Raw genomic sequence first — 24800 nt, 5'->3', positions numbered from 1 at the left:
ACTCTTACAATTAATAGAGACGATTCTTGTTTATAAGTTACCGCTTCTCAATCGTCGGGAGATAGAAACTATGTTTAGTTTAGATGAATTAAAACAAACTCAGTATTTTCAAGATGTGCGCGAGGAAGCGCGTCAGGAAGGCAGACTAAACAAAGCATTAGAGGCTGTCCCTCGTTTGTTAGCCTTAGGGTTAAGTGTTGAGCAAGTCGCATCCGCGTTAGAGTTAGAGGTTGAACAGGTTAGAGCTATACAAAACGGGACATAAAAAATGCGATCGCATTTTAAAATAAGAGCATGAAAACTGACACGATTTTTTATCAACTCTTGCAATCTTTCCCCTCTATCTTCTTTGAATTAATTCAACTCCCTATCAGCGAAGCGAATAACTACCGCTTTGACTCAGTGGAAGTCAAACAACTTTCCTTTCGCCTTGATGGAGTCTTTCTGCCGCAAAATAATCACCCTAGATTTAATCGTAAAACTGGGGTTGGGACGAGGATAAAGTTATCCCCTCACCCAACCTTACTTACCAACGATTTAAGAAACCGCCACCATTACCCCAGCGCGGTCGGGAATTAAAGAAACCGCCACCGTCAGACCAACCATTACGCCAGGGCCGCGCATTAACGAAACTACCACCGCGACCATCTACCCAACCACCGGCACGACTATTCCCCCAACCGCGATTGCCACCATCTCCCCAGCCTAAAGCTTGTAAACTAGGATCGGCAGTACCTTCCGGCAGTTGGTTAACCCGTTCGCGTACAGCGCTAGATAGACGACTTAAACGCGCTTCAATGGGATTAGCCTCGTCTGAGGCGGCCTGAGCGGTGCTAGTCAGACTGAAGGCAGATAAAGCGAGAAGAAAGCCGACTAAACCGGTTTTATTGCGAATATTCACCTGAATTTATGCTCCTATTTGGCTTCTTGGGGATTAATTTGGGCGTGTTCGATAACTTTGAAGGCAAAAAACCCCTTTAATAATTCTGGGGGGATGGGAACCATGCCTTGACTACCGAACCAGCGATCGATTTGACTAACGGTAGCCGTATCATTGGTGATGTAATCCTGCATCATTTTAACAATGGCATAGTTGACATCATCCAAAAAAGTAGAGTTATTTTCGGGAACCATGCAAGCGATGCCAAAATTAGCTAGAGCTTCTTCGGGGACGATTTCGTAGATTTTAGGGTTATCTCTGAGGATTGTTCCCGCTAAAGAAATGCTATCCCCCGCTATTGCGTCGATTTTACCGGTTTTTAAAGCTTCGATCGCTTCTTCTACGGTGCTGTAGGTAGTAACAATTGTCGCTTGCGGTTGTACTAATTTAATCACATCCACGGCCGCAGAAGTGGGAACCAAGGCGATGCGTTTACCGATTAGGGATTGAGGAGTGGAGAGATTGCTACCTTTTTTAGCTAAAATCCTAATCCCAGAAATGCTGTAACTGATGGAAAAATCGACAACTTTCGCCCTTTCCCAAGTAAAAGCCGTACTACAAGCGATATCGATTTCCCCGCTACGAATGAGATTAATTTTCTCTCCGGGTTGATTAGCTTCAATCATTTGCAGGGTGACGGGACGACCGAGACGAGTTTCCAATCGTTTTCTAATTCGTTCTAACACATCCATAGAATAGCCGACTAATTCCCCTTTATCATCGATGTAGGAGTAGGGAATCGCATCAAAACGGGTTCCTACGGTCAAAAATCCCGTGCGAGCCACTTTTTCCACCACTGTTTCCGCTAAACTTGCACTAGCGAGGAACATAGGTAATATACAACCTAGTCCCACTAACTGTAAAATTTTCTTCATAAATCGAGTGCTTGCTCCCGTACAAACATAACTATACTAGAATTCGCTAAAAAATCTTCAAGGTTTCCATAATAATTTCTGTGAACTTTTACAAATTAGATGGCGGTTCAAGGCGAATTAATTGACCGTTACCTTCATCGGTGAGCAGGTATAAAAATCCGTCGGGACTTTGACGCACATCCCGCACCCTCTGACCGATGGGAATCGCTTCTTGATTGATAATTTCACCGGATTTATCCACTGACAGACGGCGAATATCCCTGGAAACTAAACCACCGGCGAATAAATTTCCCTGCCAATTAGGAAAGCGATTACCGGTATAAAAGACCAATCCCGAAGGAGCGATCGCAGGTGTCCAAATTGTTTTCGGATCGATCAGCCCGGGGCGAGATTTTTTGCTGGAAACTGGGGTATTAGTGCCGTACTCTTGACTGGCAGAAACCACTGGCCAACCGTAATTTTTACCTTTTTCAATTAAATTTAATTCATCCCCTCCTTTTGCTCCGTGTTCTGTTGCCCAGACTCTTTTAGTCATTGGATCAAAGCTGATTCCTTGAATATTCCGATGACCATAACTCCAAATTTTAGAACCCGCAAAAGGATTATCTTTAGGTAGAGAACCATCGTCATTGATGCGGATAATTTTACCTAAATGACTTTGCAGATTTTGGGACTGTTTTCTAATTAAATCTCCCGCTAATTGTAGGGGAGGATTACCCCCGTCCCCAATCGCTACCAATAAAGTGCCATCCGGTAGCCATAATAACCGCGAACCGAAGTGTTGAGAGCCGGTTTTTGCCTGGGAAACTTCAAAAATAACCTGCACATCTCGCAAACTTGTACCATCATAAACCGCACGAGCGACGCGGGTACGATTAGCCTCCTGGTCTCCGTGGGCATAAGTTAGATAAATCCAGCGATTTTGGGCAAATTGGGGATGAATTGCCACATCGAGCAGTCCTCCTTGTCCGACGGCAAAAACTTCGGGAACTCCAGCGATGGCTTTTGGGTCTAATTTACCCTCTCTAACCACTCTTAAACGACCGGGGCGCTCTGTGATCAGGATTTCCCCGTTAGGTAGCCAAACCATCGACCAAGGATGCTCTAAACCCTCGATTACGGTCACTTTTTGCCATTGATTGGTCTGGGAATTATTTGCCGAAGTTAATACATTTGTTCCTTGACAACTGGAGATAATTATGGTAAGCAAAACGCTAGATACTAAAGGCGAGAAAATGCGATTGAGAGAATTAAGCATTAGTTGGTAACTCCCCAAGTTTGCCATAGCATAGACATCATTAAGGTTGGTTCGGGTTAATTGCTCGTACAAACTATTTGGCAATACCTCTAATTTTCGCTTTTACTTTTTCAATGAATGAAGAAGAATTCACATCATGGAGATGTTGTTTACTCGCTTTACTTAGGATTGATGCCACTAAACCAAAGGAGGACTGTGAAGAAAAAATCAAATCATTACAACTGGCTAACAAATACATATCCATTAATGCTTCTATGCCATTTTGAACGCGATCGGGACATTGATCCCAGTTCTGGTGCATTCTTTCTCCTGAGGGTGGAAACCATTTTGGGGTGGTGATAATATTTGGGAACTCCTGTTGAAATTTTTCAACAACTTCTTGAGAATCTGTGGACAAGAAAATGCTGTTAAATTTATTGTTTTTGTTGATTTTTTTAGTATTAGTAATTAGCTTATCTAAAGGAATCTTCATGTCTGTGTATCTGACATGAACGCCTAGGGTATTCACTCCAAAGTAAGATGATCTGAAATCTTCGATAGACTGAACAATTTCAGGTTTCAGGCTTAGATGAGAGTTTAATACCTGTTTGATAATAGTACAATCATCCATTTTTGCCAAGTAATCGAACTTGCCATGAAAAAGTTGTCTCATCTGGTTGATTTTATGAGTATAGGCACAGAAAACCAGAATCTCACTCTCATAATTTGTTCTAGATAATTCAACCGACATAGATTGATCCGAAATCCTTAAATCTTTTCTTAGTCCACCAAAAGATTGATCTAACTTATCAATCCATATCTCAGGATAGACAGACTTGCTATCAGGTATAGATTCTACTGAAGCGGTTTTTGGACAGTTAAAAAATAGAGGGAAGGAATTGATATTGTCATGACAATAAGTATTATCCCGCCAATCAATAACTAACTGGCGATTACTAATTTCACCATAGATTATTGCACCACAGGCGGCCAGAATTCGGTTTCCCATGCCAGAGGAACCTTTACAAATCAGAAATTTTCTAGAGCTATTCATATTTTTTATTAAGTATCTACTAAACTATAAACCTAGGCGACGGCGAGCTCTTTTCAAACTAAAGGGGGAGTGAGCCATAAATAGCTTCACAAATTCTAGGCGACTCAGATAGAGTCTGTTGGGTTAAACCCTTTAAAACTTCCTTGAGTAGATCGGGACGAGTAAAAACTATTAAAATAACTGGCGGCAAAGAACTAGGTAAAGGCACTTCATCAAGAGACATTGGTAAATTTGTTAAATTCATAGACTACCGCAAAACAAAATTTTTAACATCTGTACAAATCACGCCCTATATATTAACACCTTAATTTGAGTTTGTCAAGCTTAATTACACTTCGATAACTCCCAGCTAGAATTGTTTGACCTTAACTTGAGAGAAAACTTTTATTATAATGTTCGGATATCCTATCTCCTTTTCATGACCACTTATTAACCGTAGCTTCCTATCCCTAGATAAAATTTTACAACCATAATCAGCGATTACTAAAAATCATATCCTTAAAAACCCCTATCGGTCATTAAAGAGATAGGGGATAATTATTTTAGATACTTTATGTTTTTTCTGACTTGCTTTTATAAGTATCTTGAGTCAGATAGCGGATGCGAGATTTCAGAAATTCAGCGACTCCATAAATTTCATCAAGACTGTCTATATTTGTGGTTGCTTCTTTACCAGTTTCGACATTATCGGGAATACTGATTGATTTCTTACCAGTTCTTTCATGGAAGCGCAGACGACAGACTGTTTTAGTTACTTTTCCATCTAAGTTGATACCAAAATAACTTCTAGTGTCTTTGAATTGAATGCGTGCGGTATTGATTTCTTCCCGTAGAATTGATTTAATAATGTAAAATACTTCCAGTTTTTCGGGATTAATTCCATGTTCCTCTGGTTCTTCTGGTGGAGGATCTTCTCCTGCTGGTGTATCAGGAGGATTTTGTCCAGTTTTTTTGATGATATCATTGATATACTCTTTGAGAGAATGCTTAATAATTTCTGTGAATTTTTCAACAACCAATGCAGTTCTCACTCCAGAATACACATGACTAACAAAAAACTTAACAAATTCGGGGGAAGGATCATTTAATTGCTGGGCAATCACTTTTTTAACTTCTTTTGTGTACAATAAATTGCGAGCAACCTCTTCTAGTTCGTCAGAATTAAAGCTAGATATGGCTTATCGTCCATGATATTATCCTTGACGATATCCGTATAAAACCGATAGATAATCCCATTAGTTAAAACTCCAAAGTTAGCTCCAGTTGCGTTAAAATATCGATGCAGTTGGGAACTATGTTTAGGATGCTCAAGATTTTGATGACAACTTTTACATTCCATCAAAATAATCGGTTGATTGTCCAAACAAATAGCATAATCTACTTTTTCCCCTTTTAATCCAGTTAAATCGGCACTATATTCGGGGTGAACTTCCATGGGATTGAACACATCGTAACCCCATGCTTGCAAAAAAGGCATAATAAAAGCTGTTTTGGTTGCCTGTTCGTTTTGGATTTGAGAACGAGAGGTTTCAACTTTTTGGGCAATTTCTTTGAGTTTATCGATTTCCATGATAGCCTTATTATCTAGGATGTGTGGGTCATGTTCTCAGCCTAACCATAATTTAACCTTTTTTTTACCTCATGGTCAAGCATTTTTGACTGTCATCATCATTAATTCAAAAATATTTACACTAATCAACCGCATCTTTTGTGCTATCATTTCTAGGAATGGGTTATTTTTAATAATGTCCCCATTTGATCAAAGACAATGCTTGCTTTAGAACAGCTTTATGAACGGGAGTATGATCGCTGGTTAAGCGAGACGATCGAGTTATTAAAAAATCGTCAGTTTGATCGGGTAGATTACGAACATTTAATCGAGGAGTTGGCAGCTTGGGTACGAAGCGAAAAAACTGCTGTTAAAAGTTTAAGTTTACCAATAATAATCCAGCTGCTACTCTATCAATTTTGGACAACAGAAAGAGCAAGAAATAGTAATTATTGGGCAGCAGAGATTATCACTTTTCGAGTACAATTAGAAGATAAGCTCACCACCAATTTAAGCAAATTTCTAGAACTAGAGTTAGACAATATCTATGAAAACGCTCGCTTAATTGCCGAAAAAAAGACAGGATTAAAAAATTTACCGATAATTTGTCCCTACTCTCTGACACAAATTCTTGAGAAATAGTGGTTTCCCGATACAGATAATCAATAAACTCTCAAAAATATGGACTCTCACAACAGTGAACCGATTATAATTGCCGAAGCTGTGGAAAAATGGTACGATAACCGCTTTCATGCTTTGCGGGGAGTCAATCTCACCGTTAATAAACAGGAAGTTGTGGTGATTATGGGGCCGTCCGGTTCAGGAAAATCCACCTTTATTCGCACTTTTAACGGGTTAGAATCCTATCAAAAAGGCCGCATTATTATTGACGGAATAACTGTGTCCCACAACCTGAAAAATATCGAGGCAATCCGTCAGGAAGTCGGGATGGTTTTTCAACAATTTAACCTCTTTCCCCATCTGACGGTATTAGATAATGTCACCCTCGGACCGATGTGGGTGCGCGGTTGTAAAAAAGCGCAAGCGGAGGAAATAGCGACAAAACTCCTCGAAAAAGTCGGTATTCTCGAACAAGCGCTTAAATATCCCCCTCAGTTATCGGGAGGACAACAGCAGCGGGTGGCAATCGTGCGCGCTTTGGCCATGCAGCCGAAGGTGATGTTATTCGATGAACCGACCTCAGCTTTAGACCCAGAAATGGTACGAGAAGTCTTGGAAACGATGCAAAGTTTAGCCAAATCGGGGATGACCATGGTTTGTGTCACCCACGAGGTAGGATTTGCGCGAGAAGTGGCCGATCGAGTGGTATTTATGGATCAGGGTTTAATTTTAGAAATTGCCCCCCCAGCAGAATTTTTTAATCATCCCCAATCCGATCGAACTCAGCAATTTTTAGCAAAAATTCTTTGATTTTCCATGACTTGATGATTAAACCATCTCTTTTTCTGCTTCTACCTCGACTAAAAGGGGAACGAGATTTTCATTTAAACGACCGGCTCTAATTAATTCTGCGTAGGTATTAGCTTCGATATCGAGTAAAGTATCTTGAAATTGTTCGGCTACCACATCTTTTAATTGTGGGTGTTGCTGTAGTAATTTTTGCAACTGATCGCCTAAGGACTTTAATTGTCCTTCCACCAGAGTTTTTTTGTAGCGATAAAATTCGGGATCGATATCGGGAAAACGTTCTGGTTGTTGCAGATAATTGGCAACCCTAGTTAAAGCAATTTGACGAGCAATTAAGGCCGAATATTCGGTGCGAATCGGTTGATCACCAATAAGATCGAGGAAATTTAACAGCCATTGTATAGATAATCCTTGCACCAATAAAGTAAATAAAACCACCCCAAAAACCACGTCAATAATTTCTTGACGGTAGGGGATAGTAGTAGGAACACTTAACGCTAGGGCGATCGAAACCGAACCGCGCAATCCTCCCCACCATAACACCGTTCTTTCCTTAAAACTGATCTGATTGCCCGTAATTAGGTTACTAATTCCCCCTAGTCCAAAAATTGAGAACAGACGGGAAACCACCATAGCGGCGATCGCTATTAAAATCCCAGTTAAATGACTGCCGAGACTCTCAAAACGGGTTTGATCGCCAATCAGTAAAAAGATGATAGAATTGACAAAAAAGGCGATAAATTCCCAAAATTCGCTAACTACCAAGCGCGTACGGGGACTCATACCAATGCGCGAACCGAGATTACCGAGAATAATCCCGACAATTACCACCCCAATCACACCGGATCCGCCTAATTTTTCCGTGACAAGATAGGTTCCGTAAGCAGAAACTAGAGTCAGGGACTGTTCCACAAAAGGCAGATCGAAGCGTTGGGTAAGGTAGGAAATGCCGAAACCGATCACGCAACCGACACCGATCCCAATCCCCACAAAGGTGCAGAAACGAGCGATCGTGACGGGGACGGAAAAGGTATCGACTCCCAAGGGAATCCCTACCAAGAGGACGAAAGCGACCACAGCGACCCCATCATTAAAGAGACTTTCCCCTTCCATCAGGATCGTCAGTTTTTTACTGGCCCCCAATTCTTTAAAGAGGGCAATTACAGAGACGGGATCGGTGGCAGCTAGGGCAGCACCCAACAGAAAAGCGATCGATAGGGGTAAATTGGCAAAAATATGTAGGGGATAGGCGACTCCCAAAACGGAGATAATCACCCCGATAACGGCAAAAAGGACGATAGTAACCCAATATGCCTTTAATTTAGCCCAGGGAATATTCCAAGCGGCTTCAAAAAGGAGGGGAGGCAGAAAAATTTCCAGAATTAATTCCGGGGAAAGATTAACTAGACGCAAATCTAAAAAAGCTAAACCCATACCGACAATAACTAACAGCAGGGTGTAGGGAATTTTGCGGAGGAAGGCAACGGTTCTCGATAAAGTGGCGACACTCAAGGAAATGGTCAAAACCAGCAGGAATTGCTCTAAATTATGAGCGATCGCTTCGTTAGCAGTAGATTCTAGGGTCATTATTTTCAGTTATCAGTTATCAGTTATCAGTTATCAGTTATCAGTTATCAGTTATCAGTTATCAGTTATCAGATTTGAGTTTTTAAGTGTGCAGTATTAAATAGCAGTTTCCTACTGTCTTTTCACTGTTTACTGTTTACTGATCACTGATCACTGAAAAAAGCTCCTAACACCCTAGTCATTCGTTGACTGAGGAGAGATTTTCAAAGCGGAAATGGCCCCTTCTTCTATGGAGGTTTCTGATGTATTCCTTTCCCCACCGAGAGAGGGAGTTTTACCATTGCCAGAACCGCCACTTTTCGGGGGTTTCGAGGAGAGGAATCGGGCCTCGAACTGTTTGATCAGCACATACAACACCGGGACGAGAAATAAACTCAACACCGTGGAAATCAGATAACCGCCTAGGATTGCAGTTCCCAGGGACCAACGACTCATCGCTCCGGCACCGGAAGCGATAACCAAGGGCAAGAAACCAACTAAACCGGAAATAGCCGTCATCAGAATCGGTCTTAAGCGTTCCGTCGAGGCCCGAGCTGCCGCATCGGGAATACTTAAACCCAAAGTACGGGACTGGTTAGCGAATTCCACGATTAAAATCGCATTTTTTGCCGCTAAACCGATCAACATGACCAAAGCCACCTGAGCATAGATATTATTATTCACCGCCGGGAACAGACTACCCACTTGTAGGAAATTCGCCCGCAACAGTAAGGCCCCCATGGCACCTAGGATCGCTAGGGGAACGGTAATCATGATGATAATCGGGTCGATATAGCTTTCGTACTGAGCTGCAAGGACGAGGAAAACCACGATAAAGGCTAATCCGAAGATAACTGGAGCAGCCCCGGCGGAAGTTTTTTCTTGGAAAGCTGTACCCGTCCAAGCGTAACCGAAACCGGGCTGCAGGACTTTCCGACAAACATCTTCCATCACTGCGATCGCCTGTCCCGTACTAAAACCGGGGGCGGGATTACCCTGAACGTTAATCGAGGGATAGAGGTTAAAGTTAGTGATAATCGGTGGATAGGTGAAGCGTTTGACGCTAACTAAACCCGATAGGGGAATATTGGCCCCGGTACGGGAACGGACGTAAAGACGGTTAATATCTTCAGGATTAGAACGATAATCCGCTTCTGCTTGGGCAAAGACTCGATACAAGCGATCGCCCAAGACGAATTGGTTGACGAAGTTGGAACCGAGATAGGTTTGCAGGGTAGCGAAAACGGCCTGCATATCGACGTTTTGCGCCTGTAGCTGGTTGCGATTGATGGAAAGTTCCAGCATCGGCGTGTCGGTGGTAAATTGGGTGAAAATTCCCGATAATTCCGGTCTTGTTCGGGCCTCGGCCATGACTTTATTAGCGTTGGCAATCAAAGCGTCCATGGGGAAAGAAGCGCGGTTTTGGATAAATAACTCGAAACCGCCGGTAGAACTTAATCCATCCACGGGGGGCGCATTAACGGCGAAAGCGCGAGCATCTGGGACTTTAGTGGCTAATTGTTGGTTAATTTTCCTAAGAATCCCGAAAACCGACTTATCTTCGCCAGGCCGTTCCGACCATTCTTTTAACTTGACAAAAAATAGTCCTTGGTTACTGCCAGTTCCGGCAAAACTAAAGCCCGCCATCCCGACAAAGTGATCGATTTCTTCGATACCGTCGAGAATTTCTTCGTTAATCTGACGGATAACCCGGTCGGTGTAGCGCAAGGAAACCCCGGGGGGTGCTTGCACGAGGATAAAGGCATAACCTTGGTCTTCTTCGGGGATAAAACCCTGGGGAGTGGTGCTATAACTCCAAGCTGTGAGAAAGAGGGCGGCAATAAAGAAGGGTAACACCAGAAACCGGATGCGGATCAGGAATTCGATCGAGCTTCGATAGCCCTCTTTAACTGCGTTGAAACCCCGATTAAAGCCCTGGAAAAACAGTCCCAAGGGTCCGCGGGTACGTTGGGGCGCTTTCATGATAATCGCCGACATGGTGGGGGAAAAACTGAGGGCGTTAAAGGTGGAGATGATAATTGAAGCGGAGATGATGACGGCAAATTGTCGATAAACGATCCCCACCGTACCGGGGAAGAAGGTGACGGGAATAAACACCGCTAGTAGTACGAGAGAACTAGCAATCACCGCCGAGGTTAACTCGCCCATGGCATCAAGGGCAGCTTGAAATGGCCGCATTCCCTGCCGTAATTTTTCCGATACCGCTTCTACGATCACGATGCCGTCGTCCACCACTAAACCGGTGGCCAGAATGACGGCAAACAAGGAGAGGTTATTGAGAGAATAGCCTAAAGCCAGGGCGACGGCCATGGTTCCGATCAAAGATACGGGAATAGCGATCGCCGGAATGATCGTGGTGCGCCAATCCTGAAGGAAGATAAAAATGACTAGAATAACCAGTAAAATCGCCTCAACCAGAGTGCTAAAGGCTTCTTCCAGGGAAGCGGCGACAAAGGCGGTATTATCGAGGGTAATGGCGATATTTAACCCCGGAGGGAAACTTGGTTCTAGTTCCGCCATTTTTTCTTTTACCAGTTTGGCAGTATTCCAAGCGTTGGAACCGGGTAACTGATAGACGATATAGACAACGGCGGGGGATTTGTCGAAATAGGCGGCGGTACTGTAGCTTTCGGCTCCGATTTCTGCGCGTCCTACGTCTTTAATTCGGATTAAATCGCCATTTTCCCCGACTTTGACGACGATATTTTCCGCTTCCTCCCCGGTGGCAACCCTACCAACGGCGCGAATGGCGATCTGGAATTGCTGATCCTCGGGACTGGGATCACCGCCAATTGTCCCTGCACCCACCTGAATATTCTGTTCTCGGATTGCCTGTACTACTTCGGCCGCCGATACATTCCTAGCGGCTAAAGCATCAGGATTAAGCCAAAAACGCAGGGCGTATTCCCTTTCTCCGATGATTGTTGTACTACCAACTCCCTCGATCCGGCGAATCTCCGCATCGATGACCCGATCAACAAAGTTACTTAAAAAGACCGTATCGTAGGGATAATTGCCCTTTTCGTCCGGTTTGGCGGAAATCCCGTAGGCAAGGGTAACGCTGGGGGATTGGGTATTGGTTGTCACCCCCTGCCGGTTCACTTCTTCCGGTAAACTAGCGGCGGCGGTACTGACGCGGTTTTGTACCAAGACTTGGGCAATGTTACGATCCATTTCCACTGGGAAAAAGACATTCACCGTACTTTGTCCGGTGTTGGTACTCTGGGACTGCATATAAACAATCTGTTCTGTCCCGTTAATCTGCCGATCGAGTACCGTGGTAACGTTATCCTGTACGGTTTTGGCATCGGTTCCCAAATAGTTGGCATTTACCGCTACCTGAATAAATGCCAACTGGGGCAGTTTTTCTAGGGGTAAAAAGGGAATAGCGATCGCTCCGAGCAAAACGATTAAAATCGAGCAAACTGTGGTCAGAACGGGTCTTTTAATGAAGGTATCGGCAATACTAAGGATCATAGGGCGTTACTGGTTCATCTTTTCTAGGATAGTCGCTGCGGTGGGAGATTTGCGAGTCAGATAGTTAAATATTAATAGTTTAAAGATGGTATCTAGGATAACGGGAACCGTGGCCACAAACAAGCTAATAAATGTAATATTTTCCCGCCAACCAAAGTGCCGGAACAAAGTTTCTAAGATTACCGTCCACCCCTCCGCCGAGTGAAACCCGACAAATATATCGGTAAAGAGAATAAAGATAAAGGCTTTGGTGATATCATTTAAGCTGAGAAAATAACGACTAACATAGGCTCGCGTAATTGCCAATTGTTGACGACCAAAAATTAAGACCGCAATAAAGGCTATTAATCCGGTAATATCGGAGAGTAAGTTTTTCCAACCATCTTGACTTTCATAACCCGCTTCTTTAAATAATTCCTGCACCTGTTCTTGAAAATTTTCTTCTGATTCATGCCCTGCTTTTGCTACTCCTAAAACGTGCTTGATTTCTTCAATTTCTTGAAGTCTAGCAAATTCCCTGAGATATTTTTCGCCAATTTCCTGAGAAATATAAACTTCTGATATTTTCGCTCTATCCACACCAAAATAGTTTAAAATAGGGCTAAAAATAAAGTTTCTACTAATAACCTGCACCAAGAGAGGAACTAAAATAATAATCAGGATAAAACGAATAGCAATCCGTTGCTGTTGTCGCAGGGTACGGAGTTGTTTAATAACGGTTTGTTCGTATTCTGGGGTTAATTCTTGCCGGAAGTTAAAAAATTTATTACTGGTTGCAGGAGAAATTGTCTGGTTATTTTTATCCCTGGGGGTATCACCAGTGAGATTGGCATTAGGCAGATTTGGGGTTTGATTTGTGGGTAATGGGGGCAGCAATTCCTCTAAATCTAGGCGATATTTACCAATAATATCCTCGATCGCCTTTAAAGTCTCTAGGATGTTATTATTTTCTGGGTTAGTTTGCGGGTTAAGAAAATTACCCAGACGCACTTGAGTTAAATCGAGACGTATCTGTAATAATTCTCGTTCTAGGGTACTTTGAAAGTAATCATAAACACTTTTTCCTCCCACGGCAGCCGGGGAAATTTTTTGTCCCCCAAAATGTTTATCTTCGATCGCTTTAATTTTCAGCGCTCTCTGATAAGCTGATTCTAAGGCCCCTAAAGAGCGTCTTTCTACCCATTGATTAACTCGATTCCAAGGCACGGCTATAATCCTCCCTTTTCTGTCATCACAAGTTATATTTATTCTACAAAAACCCTACAGTCCTCGCTAACCTGAGTCGATATAAGCAACAACTTTGATTCTTTCCTAGTATGCAGCCGTGATTCTTCTCTCCTCGTCCTGACAAAATTCCCTCAACTCGACAAGCTGGTAAATTTATTATAATTTACCAGCAGGTAAATTTATCTTTTGATTAAGTCATTAAGCTTCTCGCTAGTGTTTTAATAGATTCGTCATAATCTAAGCCGCTGAGTAAGTGTCCTCCTGTACCTGAACGACCGATAAATTGAGGTTTGAGGAGAAAATTTTGTAAAAAGTCTCGATTTTTTAAGTCATCACAATAAACTTTTTCAAGAACATATCCTTCTGGATCATTGACTTTTTTGTAAGATTTTAGAAGATTTTCTTGAAAAAATCTAATGTTAGCTTTATAGAAAAATGTTTTAATTCGATAATCCACGTTTGGTCTACTAAATCCCTGTCCTGTTTTGAGATAGAATAAAGATTTTTTTAAAGAGCGATAGGTGATTCTTAAAGCTTCAGTTGGGCTAATATTTGGAGGATATTTGTATAATCTATCGGAGTATTGTTCTCGAATTTTACTTTGAACGAAAATATTATCATATTCTTGGTGTAAATCGATGATTTCATTGCAATTTTTTAAAAAATATTGACCAGTAATTTTGTAAAAACGATTCTGCTGATGCAAAACTTTACTATTTTTAAATACATATTCAATAATTTTGCCCTCTCCCCAGCCTTTGCCATATTTATAAGACTCATTATTACCTACAAATAATAAAATTTCCAAATGTTTATTAAAATTTTTAGCCATTTGAATAATTTGGCTGTAGTCGTAGTCATAGCCAGTATTTTCACAAAAAATAATTGGTGAAATATTAGAAAATTGAATCCAGGAAACTAAACTACATAAATACTGAAACAATCGTTCTTCTGGATCGGACATCTTGACGTAAGGTGTAGCTCCTGGATTGATAGCGGCCGTCAGTATCAAAGCATCTTTACTCAGTTTTTGAGGGATATTCATAGAATCTCATCCAGTAATTATTTCGATCACAAGTATCGTCTTTTTATCTAATTTTGTCAATCAGACAGGGCCTTCTCGTAAAGGTGAAGTACGGATTAATCTTGGCTAATCAAGCATTTCAGAGGCAAAAACAAGCCTCATGTATCAGAGAAACGGCTGTGCTAAAAGTGAAAATAAATTCTCATATTTGTGGGTGAATCGTAATTGAGAATACAAAAAATAAGATCAGCTATAGTGCTAGGATTGTTTGACCATTAAGTTAATTTGTTCCTCTATAAACAAACTGTAAGCATTTCTAAAAACCTCTGGAGTAAATCTATTAGCCTGTTGCCGACAATTTTCTGGATCAATTTTATCACCGTGATCAACAAAATATTTAACCGCTTCCAGCAAGGATTGGGGATTTTGTTCCCCAAAAAGTAATCCTGTTCCCTGGGGAGAATTTTCCCGCAGCTCTCGCACGGTTTCTAAAGCACCTCCGGCAGCAAATGCAATCACGGGAGTACCACAAGCTTGCGCTTCCACTAAAGCAATACCAAAATCCTCACAAGCAGCATAAATAAACGCTTTTGCTTTCGACATATATTCTGCTACTATTCGATCGGACACGGAACCTAAAATCTGAATATTATTCCTCGCTAACTGTCGGATTAAAGACATTTGTGGACCATCTCCAATAACCACTAGGGGTAATCCCAATTGATTAAACGCTTCCACAATTAAAGGGACTTTTTTATAACTAACCAAACGAGAGACTACTAAATAAAAATCTTCTTTTTTCTCTTGGTAGGGAAAACGCTCGATTTGTACGGGAGGATAAATGACTTTTGCCTCCCGTCGATAACAGCGCCAAATTCGTCTAGCGGTGTGGTGGGAATTAGCCAGAAAATAGTCCACACGATTAGCAGAAATCACATCCCACTGACGCAACCCATGCAAGAGATAACGGGTGAAAATACCGGGTAATCCCTGTCCTAACTTACTATTAGCTAGATAGTCAAAAGTTAAATCCCAAGCATAACGCATCGGAGTGTGACAATAACAAATGTGCACCTGATCCGGTCGAATTAAAACCCCTTTAGCCACACAATGGGAGGAGGATAAAATTACATCATAATCCTCTAAATTTAACTGCTCGATCGCTAGGGGAAGAAAAGGTAAGTATTTTTGTACGCCATTTCTCGCTTTCGGGAAATTTTGCAGAAAAGTTGTCCCGATCGAGCGACCATAGAGATAACTATCGGGATTGGTGGACTCAAAATCGATCAAAGCGTATAAATCCGCCTCTAGACATTGTAAAATCTCCCTAACCACTAATTCTGATCCCCCCGTCGCCTTTGGGGTTAACCACTCGTGAACCAGAGCGTACTTCATAGGATAATCAATAATCTCAGCCGTAATTATAGCAGTAAGGGATCGGCAGTTTAAAAGTTCACTTACTGGTTCTCTTGCCCAAAATTACCGACATATATCCGATCACGGTAAAAAACACCAGAAAGAAATTATTAAAATTTTCAAGAAAAATTGCAAAGTTTAGTAAAAATTACTAGCAAGATCAGATGAGCGACTCCATAATGGGGATCAAGGAAAAAATAGACTTAAACCGATTGGGATCAAGAAAAACTAGCTTGGCTCTTCTGGTTTCTGTGTGATCAGTTTAACTTACATAGTATCGATCGATCTTTGTGTCCTTTGTGTCTTTGTGGTTCGTTCCACTCACTCGCTAGGAGTAATGTATCTTAGAATACATTTTACCCACCAAATCTAAGAGAGCCCTAGCTTTATATACAAAAGATAACTAATTAATGAGGTTTGCTATGATCACCCTGCAACAGGTACGCTGTCCTAATTGTGGAAATTTTGCCGAAAGACAGCATATTTTAGAACACCATCTCGTTAGCACCGCCTGTTCTCACTGTGATTATCTGTTAATTAGTTGCAGTCTCACGGGAAATGTACTAGAGTGCTATGCACCCGGTATTGGCTTAAGAAATTAACACCGCTCCCTAGCCAGATCGAAAATGTCTTGTCAAAATAGAGTGGAGAAGACAAAATTAAGGAGCTAAGTAGCTATGGGGGGTAATTTCTTCAAGGGAGCGATCGCCTTGGGGGTGGTAGCGGGGATTATGGGATTTACCAATCCACCCCAAGAACTTTACAGCGAATACGCCTCGGAAAAACTTCTCGCTCATGCCGACAAAATCGCTTGCGAGAAAATCAGTCTCTGTGACTCGATCGATTCTTTACCAGTGGCAGCCAGAAATCTGATCAAAAATCAAATCTTAAAACCAGCGATCGAAACCTCTAGTCAACGGCAAAATTTAGGTGTGTTCAGTATTTACACCACAGAAGTACCAGGGGTAGCTAAAATTAGAACTCTGGGCGCTTTTGGGCATTTCTTGACTTTCTCGGAGACTTAGGCGAGATTACTGCCAGCTTAACCGCTACCAGCTTAATAATGAGTTAAGATGATCGTGTTAACCCGCGATTTGAGCGATAGACTCCTCAAGAACACCGATTAATCCTGCCTAACCGTGTTTAATTTTCTGCTCATTCTCCGAGAAGCGATCGCCCGTTGGTGGTCCGAGTTCACTCTCCAAACTAAATTAATGGCCGCGGCTACTTTAGCCGTTTCTTTGTTGATGAGTGGTTTAACCTTTTGGGCGGTTAACACGATCCAGCAGGATGTCCGTCTCAATGATACCCGTTTTGGTCGGGATTTAGGGCTGTTATTAGCCGCTAATGTCTCCCCTCTGATTGCTGAGGACAATTTAACCGATTTAGCCCGTTTTTCAGCCCGTTTTTATAGTAGTACCTCCAGTGTGCGTTATTTGATCTACGCTAACGAGGAGGGTCAGATATTTTTCGGCATTCCCTATTCTACCGCCGAAGTTAAGAACTCCCTGACGATTGAGCGTCGCATTCAATTACCAGAAAATTATGGCGAAAATGCGGAAACTCCCCTCGTCCGTCAGCATAAAACCCCCGACGGTGAAGTAACCGATGTCTTTGTTCCCTTAAATCATGAAGGCAAATATTTGGGAGTATTAGCGATCGGGATCAATCCTAACGCTATTGTGGTCGCTTCTTCTAATCTAACCCGTGATGTGACTATTGCCGTTTTTGTCTCGATTTGGGCTATGGTGATTCTGGGGGCGGTTTTTAATGCTTTAACTATCACCAAACCGATCAAGGAGTTATTAGTCGGGGTCAAAAATATTGCAGCAGGAAATTTTAAGCAGCGCGTTGATTTACCCCTGGGAGGAGAGTTAGGAGAATTAATTCTCAGTTTTAATGAAATGGCGGAAAAGTTAGAACGATACGAAGAACAAAATATCGAAGAAATGACCGCCGAAAAAGCTAAACTAGATACGTTAATGTCCACTATTGCTGATGGAGCAATTCTCTTAGATACGAATTTTCAATTATTATTAATTAATCCCGCAGCTCGGGAAATATTTGGCTGGGAAGATCGGGAAATTATCGGTCAAAATGTTCTACATCTTTTTCCTTCGGAGTTAACGGTTAGACTAACTAAACCTCTCTATCAAATTGCGGCAGGAGAAACCCTCCAACCAGAAGAATCGGCTAATCAAAATCAGAAAAATGCTGTTATTGATCAGGAAAATAATAACTATTCCCCAGCAGAATTTAGATTATCTTTAACTAACCCGAAAACCCGGACAATTCGCCTTTTGTTAACTCAGGTATTCGATCAGCATCGGGAGAATGTCCGGGGAATTGCCATGACGCTACAGGATATCACCAGAGAAACAGAATTAAATGAGGCAAAAAGTCAATTTATCAGCAATGTTTCCCATGAGTTAAGAACCCCTTTATTTAACATCAAATCTTTTATTGAAACCCTGACAGAATTTGGTGAGGATCTCAGCGATACAGAAAAAAGAGAGTTTTTAGAAACCGCTAATCATGAAACCGATCGCTTAACTCGTTTGGTTAATGATGTTCTCGATCTTTCTCGCTTAGAATCCTCCCGTAACTATAACTTAGATGCGATCGATATCGGACAATTAATCGAACAAACCCTAAGAACCTATCAACTCAATGCTAGGGATAAAGGACTAGAATTAAGCTCGGAAATTGAAGCCAATTTACTACCAATTTTAGGTCATTATGATCTACTTTTACAGGTATTAACTAATCTAGTCGGTAACTCCCTAAAATTTACTCCTGCTGGCGGTAAAGTGGTGATTCGTGCCTATAAAATAAGCAGAGATAATCCCCAAGAAACTCCCAAAATTCGCGTGGAAGTATCCGATACTGGTATTGGCATCGATGCCGAGGATCAAAGTGCCATATTCGATCGCTTCTATCGGGTAGAAAATCGCGTTCATACCCTAGAAGGGACGGGATTAGGATTATCGATCGTCAAAAATATTATTGAAAAGCACTATAGTCAAATTAATTTGATTAGTGAAGTGGGAATTGGCACAACTTTCTGGTTCGATCTAGAGCTATATCAAGGCTTGATCGCCAGCAAGAAAATTAACGACGTGAGTTTATAAAAGCTAGGGCAATACTGCCCAAAATCAGGGTTAATAATAGCAATAATCCCTTATTTCTGAGACACCAATTTTTAAAAACCCTAGGGAGAGGGAGAGGAGGAATTTTTTCTGCTATCATTTGGCTATTTTTGTATAAAGTGCAGCTGGTGGCGTAGGGACGTTGGGGAAAATTACAGCTATCATCGCCATGATAAAGACAAGTTTGGCATAAAAACTCGCCGGTGACAGCTTGATGCAGGGTCATGCCGGGATGACCATAGGCCTTGAAAATATTAAAACAGTAGGGACATTGCAAGGCTTGACTATCGACCTTGTGCTGACAACGAGGACAGGTAATCATAATCGCTAAATTTTCCCTTTGAGGATTATCATTGCTGTTGATCATAGACTATAGCAAAATCCCCGGGCTTTTTCCGGTTATTTCACTAAATAGCTGCGCCATTGTGAGGCAACTTCTTCGAGTAAACGCCAAGTTTTCCCCTCGATCTGTCTTTGTAAATAAAGATCAAAATTGTTGTGTTGTTTGCTATCTTTTTGATGGGGCAATTGTAGAGTTAGATCATAATCTCCCTGCAAGTGATAAGCGGGTAAATTGCCCACATAAAGCGGTTCCAGACTGGTGACATTAATTTTAGCAATTTTTACCTGCGGATCATCGATCTGTAAAGATTGACTAAGGCGATCGGATGTGTGACGAAATTGTAATAAAAGGGCTTTGGCGACGATTTCTCCGTCGGGGGCAAATTCTTGCGGGGGAGTGACACTACCACAAGCAGTCAGGAAGACAAGCAAAATACTGGTTAAAAAACCGAGAAAACGGCGCATAGAATGATATTTTGAAAAAGAATGGCAGCGAGTTAACAAAGATTATGACTCAACCAAATGAGCGAGAGAATTTCAGCCAAGCAGAAACAGTGATCCGACTACAAGAGGCGATCGAGCAGTTAAATTCGATCGTTTCCCAACTTAACACGGGAACGGGGACAGTGTTACCCCCAAAAGTTGCTGTTGATAATCTTCTTAACTCAACGCAACAGTTAGCCGCTGCTTTAAAACCAGACGAATTCGCAGGAGTTGAGCAAAGTTTAACCCCAGATTCTCCAATCGAAGCAGCGGAGGGAATCGACGATATTTTACCGGATTTCGAGCAGGTGGAAGGGTGGTGGACGACGATTTTGAGCAAAATTCGCCGACTTTTACCGGGGGGAATTAGCGAAAAAATTCCTGATTGGTTAATTACCGGCTTGTTAACAGGAAGTTTAGTCACTATCCTATTAGTAGCTGTGGTCAGTTTACCGAAAAATCCGGCGGAAATTGCCGAAAATATGCCTGAAGTTGTCTCTAGTCCTTCCCCGGCTGCCGGGGAAATTATCGAAACTCCCCCAGAATTAATCGCACCAGAGGCACCGATTCCCGTCCCGATTACCAAAGCAAAACCGCGATTAACTCCCGAACAAAGTTTAGTCGCAGCCATTCAAGAGGAAATTACCGATTTAACTACTCGTTATCCCGCCGGTATTATTTCTACCGTAGAAGCGGATTTTTTGGCTAGTCGTCTAGTAGTTATTTTGGGCGATAATTGGTATAGTCTGGAGGCATCACAACAGGATAAATTGGCTAATTCGGTTTTTCAACGTTGCCAAAGTCTCGATTTTCGCCGCTTGGAAATGAGGGATAACGAGGGAAGTCTCCTCGCTAGAAGTCCCGTTATCGGCGATCGAGTGGTGATTGTCAATCGCACTCAACCCACCGCTGCCATCTCCTCTGGTGAGTAGTTTTGAGCGCGGGGGGAGCGAGTTACAGACAAAGACAGCCTCAAGAATTCTCGCCCACCAGTCCGCTTTTTCCCCTCGCTGGTTAGATATCTAGATATACACAAAAATTAGTGATCCCTGACTTAACAGTGCTATAATTGGCTAGGTAAAATTTTGTAACGATTCTTAATCTTGAACCTACCCGATAGTCAATGCTTCCCCCCACCCGGGTGGGCTGCAGCAATTTTGGTGCGAGAAAAATTGCTCCGATCTAACCCAACTCCCTTAAACTTTTCTAGGGTTCCCCCGACCGCCAAAATTTTGCCCTAACTACCAAGAATTAAGAGACTTCAAACTATACCATGAACTCTGTTATTCGTCAACAGCGAGCGCTGATCACCGGAGCCGGCAGCGGCATCGGCAAAGAAACCGCCCTCGCTTTCGCCAAGGCGGGAATTAATCTGGTTTTAATCGGTCGCGATCAGCAAAGATTGGCAACCGTGGCGGGAATGGCGGCAGATTTAGGCGTATCAGCCCAAGCTTACCCCTTAGATTTGGCAGATATCCTGGAAGTAGCTCCTAGTATCGCTAAAATCGCCCAAGAATCCGGACCGATCGATATCCTGATCAATAATGCTGGCATGGGTTACACAAACCCCTTGGCCGACACACCTTTGTCAGACTGGCAGCGGGTGATCGACCTGAATTTAACCAGTGTTTACCAGTGTGTGCAAGGGATTTTACCAGCCATGCGTCAACAGGGGGGAGGCACGATCGTTAATGTTTCCTCGATCGCCGCCGATAATTTTTTTCCTGATTGGGGGGCTTATAGTGTCAGCAAAGCTGGATTAGTGGCATTTTCTCGCATTTTAGCCATCGAGGAGCGGGCCAACGCCATTCGCGTCACGATTATCACCCCCGGGGCTGTCAATACTCCCATCTGGGACAGCGATAGCGTCAAAGCAGATTTCGATCGCTCGGCCATGTTAACCCCGGATATCATCGCTCAGGCCATTCTGCAAGCGGTGTTACTGCCCAAACAGGCCGTAGTGGAAACGATGACCATTATGCCCAGTGCGGGGGCATTATAACCCGAAATACTTCTATTTATCAATCAATTCGCCTACAGGCATCTTCATTATGACCATAGCTTCTTCTAACGGTTTAAACGGTAATTTAACCGACGCTATTCAAGCACGCGTGACCACTCGCCCCGATCGCAACACCCACAATGGCAAAACCGCTCAAATTCATCCAACTTCCGACGAAAACAAAGAACAGATGATGGATGCGGTCAGAAATATCCTGATCTCGGTGGGGGAAGACCCCGAAAGAGAAGGTTTATTAAAAACCCCCAAGCGTGTGGCCGAAGCGATGCAGTTTCTCACCCAAGGCTATCAACAATCCCTAGAAACCCTCGTTAATGGTGCGATCTTCGATGAAGGTCATAATGAGATGGTATTAGTGCGCGATATTGACTTCTTTAGTCTCTGTGAACATCATATGTTACCCTTCATGGGGCGGGCCCACGTTGCCTATATTCCTAACCAAAAGGTGGTCGGATTAAGTAAATTGGCCCGCATTGTGGAAATGTATTCCCGTCGTTTACAGGTCCAAGAGCGCCTCACCCGTCAGATTGCCGAAGCGATTCAAGAAATTCTCGACCCCCAAGGGGTTGCCGTCGTCATGGAAGCAACCCATATGTGCATGGTAATGCGCGGGGTGCAGAAACCGGGCTCCTGGACTGTCACCAGCGCCATGTTAGGAGTCTTCCAAGACGAGCAAAAAACCCGCGAGGAGTATCTTAACCTGATCCGTCATAAACCCAATTTCTTCTAGTCCCGGAGATGGGGAAATGGGGTAATTTAGTTGAAATTTCCCTATCCCCCATCCCCTATCCCCTATCCCCTATCCCCTATCCCCTAATAACGGAATGTTTGCAGTCGCTCTAGCAAGAGGGCGACTTTTTTGAGGTCTTTATCACCAGGCGATCGCTCAACGCCGCTAGACACATCAATACCCTGGGGGTGCAGCCGAGTTAAAGCTTCACCAATATTATCGGGGTTGAGTCCTCCGGCGAGAAACCAGGGCAAGGGGGGCGAAAAACTGGCTAAGGCTTGCCAGTCTAAGGTATGCCCCGTACCACCGAGCAATTGGGGATGGTAGGCATCTAAAAGTAAAGTATCGACGCTATTGAAGTAAATTGCCGACTTTTCCCAACTTTCTCTGTCTTTGATCCGCAAAGCTTTGATAATTTCCCGGTCGGGTAATAATTGCCGCAACCTTTGGCAATATTCGGGAGATTCCCTACCATGTAACTGCACACTTGTCAAGGGTGTTTTAATAATTATTTGCTGAATAATTTCGGGTTGCTCGTCGGCAAAAACCCCGATAAAATCAATTTTGTCGGGTATTGCGGCGATAATGGCGTTAATTTGCTCGATTTTGACGTAACGAGGCGAACTAGGTACGAGGATAAAACCTAAAGCCGTAGCTCCGCAAGTAGCGATCGCTCGGCCTTGGTCTGGTTGGGTAATGCCGCAAATTTTAATTCGCATTTAATCTTATTCACAAAACGTTACAAAAACTGTTAAGTATTCAAACAAAAAGCAGTTTCGGGTTAAGAGCTTTTTATAATGCCCTGTGGTTAACAAAATCTTATCAAGACTGGAGCGCCAATGATCCCTTCTGCCTTACTTTTAGCCACCGCTCAAACCATTCCCTGGAATTTATCCGTCGGCATTACCATGACGTTAGCTAACCTAGTAGCGTTCGTTATCGGTTATTTTGCCATCCAAAATACCGGAGCAGGTCCTGCTTTACCCTTGCCGCAGTTAGCCTCGAAAAAAAGCTTCGGTCTGCCGGAATTATTGGCTACCATGAGTTTTGGCCATATTCTCGGTGCGGGACTGGTTCTCGGTCTTTCTAATGCAGGTATTCTCTAATCAGTGACCAGTAATCAGTGACCAGTAATCAGTAAACCTCAGAGAGAGGAGTAAGGAGCCAGTAGTCAGTAGTCAGGAGAACTAAGCATAAAGAGATTTTAGGCAACTTCATCCCTATTTTTCTCATTTTTGAACTCTCAAAGCTGGATACTTTGCTGACGAAGAAGAAGCAGTATTGGCTAAATTAACCCCTGAAAGTTAGATGGCTGCGGAAAGAAGTATCGAAAATAATTGGTAAATCCGAACGTTGCTAATCGCTTAATTAATCGTAAATATTGCCTCTAAAGTTAATCTCATAAATAAAGATTTCGTCTGTCTCCTTGCCGATTTCAAAAATAACTCGCATTTTGCCAACACGAATTCTGGAGAATCCTTTTAACTCACCTTTAAGTTTTTTGATATCAAGTTCTTCAGGGGGATAAACGTTTTGAGTTTCAAGGCAGGTTTTGAGAATACCAATTTTAGTCAAAACAGATTTTCGGCCATTGGCATCTAGTTTCTCCAAAAATTTATTGGCTGATTTACTGATCCTGATCTTCACGATCAAACCAGCCTGTAATATCAACGAAGTCGTCGTCTTTGTAATCAACAGGATTAAAGTTTGCTTCTATGTCAGCCTGTTCTATATCATCAACATAGGGAATCAGAATCTCGAAGAATTTAAACCATTCTTCCCGCATAACTTCGCAGACGCTTTCCTTGATGATGGTTTTGAGTATTAGAGCATCTAAGGTGTTTGCCGGCTCCATATATTTTCCTCCAATCTACTTGAATTCTAGCAGCAGATCAAGAAAACGGGTTTCTTACAGCAGTTATCTTGATGATCAGGTAGGCAGTTTTCGTTTTGGGGAGTCGGTGGTCGATACCAAATTAGGTTACACTTCATCTTGATGAGCAATTAGATCGTAAAATTTAGGAAGTTATTATGTTGATTTTTCAGGCTTTTTTGTCAGCCTGGTAAAATTTGCTTAAGCAACTAAGTAAAAGTGAGCGATCGATGCTAGAGAAAACACCGGTCACTAACCCCGCCCTAAAAGGGACGGGGCTTGCCTAGACCAATTTAGGCGACGCAAGTAGAGACTACCGCACCGAGACACAATCTGGCACAGACCTCCGAATACTTCCCTAGTTCGGATTCCCTCTCAGCTTTATTGGT

General features: G+C 42.6%; 24 protein-coding genes and 3 pseudogenes. 11 read left to right on the top strand and 16 right to left on the bottom strand.

Annotated features, from left to right (window positions below):
• Window positions 1–265, top strand: a pseudogene (locus IM319_RS18045) (DUF2887 domain-containing protein); the annotation flags it as partial.
• 29 nt (window positions 266–294) lie between these two features.
• Window positions 295–468, top strand: a pseudogene (locus IM319_RS18040) (DUF2887 domain-containing protein); the annotation flags it as partial.
• Window positions 469–526: 58 nt separating this feature from the next.
• Here IM319_RS18040 and grrA read toward each other — a convergent pair.
• From grrA to IM319_RS18010, 6 genes and pseudogenes are all read right to left on the bottom strand, one after another.
• On the bottom strand, window positions 527–901 hold the full coding sequence (gene grrA / locus IM319_RS18035) for a GrrA/OscA1 family cyclophane-containing rSAM-modified RiPP (protein ID WP_287736487.1): 375 nt from the start codon (window positions 899–901) through the stop codon (window positions 527–529).
• 14 nt (window positions 902–915) lie between these two features.
• Window positions 916–1815, bottom strand: a complete 900-nt coding sequence (grrP, locus tag IM319_RS18030) for an extracellular substrate binding-like orphan protein GrrP (protein ID WP_012266460.1) — start codon at window positions 1813–1815, stop codon at window positions 916–918.
• A gap of 88 nt (window positions 1816–1903) precedes the next feature.
• Entirely contained in the window at window positions 1904–3073 is a 1170-nt protein-coding gene (locus tag IM319_RS18025) for a PQQ-dependent sugar dehydrogenase (protein WP_287684518.1), read from the bottom strand.
• Between the two features lie 73 nt (window positions 3074–3146).
• The gene (locus tag IM319_RS18020; RefSeq protein ID WP_287736486.1) at window positions 3147–4106 is read right to left on the bottom strand and encodes a NodZ family protein; all 960 of its coding nucleotides are present in this window, start codon (window positions 4104–4106) and stop codon (window positions 3147–3149) included.
• A gap of 58 nt (window positions 4107–4164) precedes the next feature.
• Entirely contained in the window at window positions 4165–4350 is a 186-nt protein-coding gene (locus IM319_RS18015; protein ID WP_287736485.1) for a hypothetical protein, read from the bottom strand.
• A gap of 307 nt (window positions 4351–4657) precedes the next feature.
• Window positions 4658–5676 (bottom strand): annotated as a pseudogene (locus tag IM319_RS18010) (type I restriction endonuclease).
• A gap of 198 nt (window positions 5677–5874) precedes the next feature.
• Here IM319_RS18010 and IM319_RS18005 point away from each other — a divergent pair.
• Both IM319_RS18005 and IM319_RS18000 read left to right on the top strand, forming a co-directional pair.
• A complete protein-coding gene (locus IM319_RS18005; protein WP_287736484.1) occupies window positions 5875–6297 on the top strand; it encodes a DUF29 domain-containing protein in 423 nt (140 codons plus the stop codon).
• 39 nt (window positions 6298–6336) lie between these two features.
• Window positions 6337–7086 (top strand): amino acid ABC transporter ATP-binding protein, encoded by a 750-nt coding sequence (locus IM319_RS18000; protein WP_271989114.1) that lies wholly within the window; start codon window positions 6337–6339, stop codon window positions 7084–7086.
• An 18-nt stretch (window positions 7087–7104) separates the two neighbouring features.
• Here the strand turns inward: IM319_RS18000 and IM319_RS17995 are convergent, their stop codons facing one another.
• The 5 genes from IM319_RS17995 to IM319_RS17975 form a co-directional block, all read right to left on the bottom strand.
• The gene (locus tag IM319_RS17995; protein WP_287736483.1) at window positions 7105–8670 is read right to left on the bottom strand and encodes a cation:proton antiporter; all 1566 of its coding nucleotides are present in this window, start codon (window positions 8668–8670) and stop codon (window positions 7105–7107) included.
• Between the two features lie 174 nt (window positions 8671–8844).
• On the bottom strand, window positions 8845–12147 hold the full coding sequence (locus IM319_RS17990; protein ID WP_287736482.1) for an efflux RND transporter permease subunit: 3303 nt from the start codon (window positions 12145–12147) through the stop codon (window positions 8845–8847).
• Between the two features lie 6 nt (window positions 12148–12153).
• A complete protein-coding gene (locus tag IM319_RS17985; protein WP_287685985.1) occupies window positions 12154–13353 on the bottom strand; it encodes a hypothetical protein in 1200 nt (399 codons plus the stop codon).
• A 211-nt stretch (window positions 13354–13564) separates the two neighbouring features.
• Complete coding sequence (locus IM319_RS17980; RefSeq protein ID WP_287736481.1) at window positions 13565–14419, bottom strand: hypothetical protein; 855 nt, start codon at window positions 14417–14419, stop codon at window positions 13565–13567.
• Between the two features lie 237 nt (window positions 14420–14656).
• Window positions 14657–15793 (bottom strand): glycosyltransferase, encoded by a 1137-nt coding sequence (locus IM319_RS17975; RefSeq protein WP_287736480.1) that lies wholly within the window; start codon window positions 15791–15793, stop codon window positions 14657–14659.
• Window positions 15794–16236: 443 nt separating this feature from the next.
• Here IM319_RS17975 and IM319_RS17970 point away from each other — a divergent pair, with 443 nt between their 5' ends.
• The 3 genes from IM319_RS17970 to nblS all read left to right on the top strand — a co-directional run bounded on the left by IM319_RS17970 (window position 16237) and on the right by nblS (window position 18945).
• Window positions 16237–16416: a hypothetical protein gene (locus tag IM319_RS17970; RefSeq protein ID WP_002800600.1), complete on the top strand. Its 180-nt coding sequence runs from the start codon at window positions 16237–16239 to the stop codon at window positions 16414–16416.
• A gap of 75 nt (window positions 16417–16491) precedes the next feature.
• A complete protein-coding gene (locus tag IM319_RS17965; RefSeq protein WP_287673449.1) occupies window positions 16492–16839 on the top strand; it encodes a DUF4359 domain-containing protein in 348 nt (115 codons plus the stop codon).
• 114 nt (window positions 16840–16953) lie between these two features.
• Entirely contained in the window at window positions 16954–18945 is a 1992-nt protein-coding gene (gene nblS / locus IM319_RS17960; protein ID WP_287736479.1) for a two-component system sensor histidine kinase NblS, read from the top strand.
• Here nblS and IM319_RS17955 read toward each other — a convergent pair.
• Window positions 18926–19285, bottom strand: a complete 360-nt coding sequence (locus tag IM319_RS17955; RefSeq protein WP_287685990.1) for a hypothetical protein — start codon at window positions 19283–19285, stop codon at window positions 18926–18928. The genes nblS and IM319_RS17955 overlap by 20 nt on opposite strands.
• A 77-nt stretch (window positions 19286–19362) precedes the next feature.
• Window positions 19363–19770: a hypothetical protein gene (locus tag IM319_RS17950; RefSeq protein WP_287685980.1), complete on the bottom strand. Its 408-nt coding sequence runs from the start codon at window positions 19768–19770 to the stop codon at window positions 19363–19365.
• A 44-nt stretch (window positions 19771–19814) separates the two neighbouring features.
• Here IM319_RS17950 and IM319_RS17945 point away from each other — a divergent pair, with 44 nt between their 5' ends.
• The 3 genes from IM319_RS17945 (at window position 19815) to folE (ending at window position 22538) form a co-directional block, all read left to right on the top strand.
• Window positions 19815–20720: a hypothetical protein gene (locus tag IM319_RS17945; RefSeq protein WP_287736478.1), complete on the top strand. Its 906-nt coding sequence runs from the start codon at window positions 19815–19817 to the stop codon at window positions 20718–20720.
• 341 nt (window positions 20721–21061) lie between these two features.
• Window positions 21062–21790: an SDR family oxidoreductase gene (locus IM319_RS17940; protein ID WP_287736477.1), complete on the top strand. Its 729-nt coding sequence runs from the start codon at window positions 21062–21064 to the stop codon at window positions 21788–21790.
• A 49-nt stretch (window positions 21791–21839) separates the two neighbouring features.
• Window positions 21840–22538 (top strand): GTP cyclohydrolase I FolE, encoded by a 699-nt coding sequence (gene folE / locus IM319_RS17935; protein WP_002738197.1) that lies wholly within the window; start codon window positions 21840–21842, stop codon window positions 22536–22538.
• A gap of 83 nt (window positions 22539–22621) precedes the next feature.
• Here the strand turns inward: folE and IM319_RS17930 are convergent, their stop codons facing one another.
• Window positions 22622–23257: a phosphoribosylanthranilate isomerase gene (locus IM319_RS17930; protein ID WP_287736476.1), complete on the bottom strand. Its 636-nt coding sequence runs from the start codon at window positions 23255–23257 to the stop codon at window positions 22622–22624.
• Window positions 23258–23377: 120 nt separating this feature from the next.
• On the opposite strand from IM319_RS17930, the gene psaK reads away from it, so the two are divergent.
• A complete protein-coding gene (gene psaK / locus IM319_RS17925) occupies window positions 23378–23644 on the top strand; it encodes a photosystem I reaction center subunit PsaK (RefSeq protein WP_002756861.1) in 267 nt (88 codons plus the stop codon).
• A 262-nt stretch (window positions 23645–23906) separates the two neighbouring features.
• On the opposite strand, the gene IM319_RS17920 is transcribed toward psaK, so the two are convergent.
• Both IM319_RS17920 and IM319_RS17915 read right to left on the bottom strand, forming a co-directional pair.
• Window positions 23907–24209, bottom strand: a complete 303-nt coding sequence (locus IM319_RS17920; protein ID WP_353857208.1) for a type II toxin-antitoxin system RelE family toxin — start codon at window positions 24207–24209, stop codon at window positions 23907–23909.
• Window positions 24166–24393, bottom strand: coding sequence for a hypothetical protein (locus IM319_RS17915; protein WP_287736474.1), 228 nt, complete (start codon window positions 24391–24393; stop codon window positions 24166–24168). The genes IM319_RS17920 and IM319_RS17915 overlap by 44 nt, the downstream gene beginning before the upstream one ends.
• Window positions 24394–24800 lie beyond the last annotated feature (407 nt).

The organism is Microcystis sp. M113S1 (assembly GCF_020246945.1).
In the GTDB taxonomy this organism is placed as follows: Bacteria; Cyanobacteriota; Cyanobacteriia; order Cyanobacteriales; family Microcystaceae; genus Microcystis.
This window is presented reverse-complemented; position numbering and strand designations above follow the sequence as displayed.

Coding starts and splice junctions, on each gene's coding strand:
- IM319_RS17945 (WP_287736478.1), top strand. CDS start 19,815: ATGACTCAACCAAATGAGCGAGAGAATTTCAGCCAAGCAGAAACAGTG.
- IM319_RS18005 (WP_287736484.1), top strand. CDS start 5,875: ATGCTTGCTTTAGAACAGCTTTATGAACGGGAGTATGATCGCTGGTTA.
- IM319_RS17975 (WP_287736480.1), bottom strand. CDS start 15,793: ATGAAGTACGCTCTGGTTCACGAGTGGTTAACCCCAAAGGCGACGGGG.
- IM319_RS17940 (WP_287736477.1), top strand. CDS start 21,062: ATGAACTCTGTTATTCGTCAACAGCGAGCGCTGATCACCGGAGCCGGC.
- IM319_RS17990 (WP_287736482.1), bottom strand. CDS start 12,147: ATGATCCTTAGTATTGCCGATACCTTCATTAAAAGACCCGTTCTGACC.
- folE (WP_002738197.1), top strand. CDS start 21,840: ATGACCATAGCTTCTTCTAACGGTTTAAACGGTAATTTAACCGACGCT.
- IM319_RS18020 (WP_287736486.1), bottom strand. CDS start 4,106: ATGAATAGCTCTAGAAAATTTCTGATTTGTAAAGGTTCCTCTGGCATG.
- IM319_RS18000 (WP_271989114.1), top strand. CDS start 6,337: ATGGACTCTCACAACAGTGAACCGATTATAATTGCCGAAGCTGTGGAA.
- IM319_RS17970 (WP_002800600.1), top strand. CDS start 16,237: ATGATCACCCTGCAACAGGTACGCTGTCCTAATTGTGGAAATTTTGCC.
- IM319_RS17965 (WP_287673449.1), top strand. CDS start 16,492: ATGGGGGGTAATTTCTTCAAGGGAGCGATCGCCTTGGGGGTGGTAGCG.
- grrP (WP_012266460.1), bottom strand. CDS start 1,815: ATGAAGAAAATTTTACAGTTAGTGGGACTAGGTTGTATATTACCTATG.
- IM319_RS18025 (WP_287684518.1), bottom strand. CDS start 3,073: ATGCTTAATTCTCTCAATCGCATTTTCTCGCCTTTAGTATCTAGCGTT.
- IM319_RS18015 (WP_287736485.1), bottom strand. CDS start 4,350: ATGAATTTAACAAATTTACCAATGTCTCTTGATGAAGTGCCTTTACCT.
- IM319_RS17950 (WP_287685980.1), bottom strand. CDS start 19,770: ATGCGCCGTTTTCTCGGTTTTTTAACCAGTATTTTGCTTGTCTTCCTG.
- IM319_RS17915 (WP_287736474.1), bottom strand. CDS start 24,393: ATGGAGCCGGCAAACACCTTAGATGCTCTAATACTCAAAACCATCATC.
- IM319_RS17995 (WP_287736483.1), bottom strand. CDS start 8,670: ATGACCCTAGAATCTACTGCTAACGAAGCGATCGCTCATAATTTAGAG.
- IM319_RS17980 (WP_287736481.1), bottom strand. CDS start 14,419: ATGAATATCCCTCAAAAACTGAGTAAAGATGCTTTGATACTGACGGCC.
- psaK (WP_002756861.1), top strand. CDS start 23,378: ATGATCCCTTCTGCCTTACTTTTAGCCACCGCTCAAACCATTCCCTGG.
- IM319_RS17955 (WP_287685990.1), bottom strand. CDS start 19,285: ATGATTACCTGTCCTCGTTGTCAGCACAAGGTCGATAGTCAAGCCTTG.
- IM319_RS17930 (WP_287736476.1), bottom strand. CDS start 23,257: ATGCGAATTAAAATTTGCGGCATTACCCAACCAGACCAAGGCCGAGCG.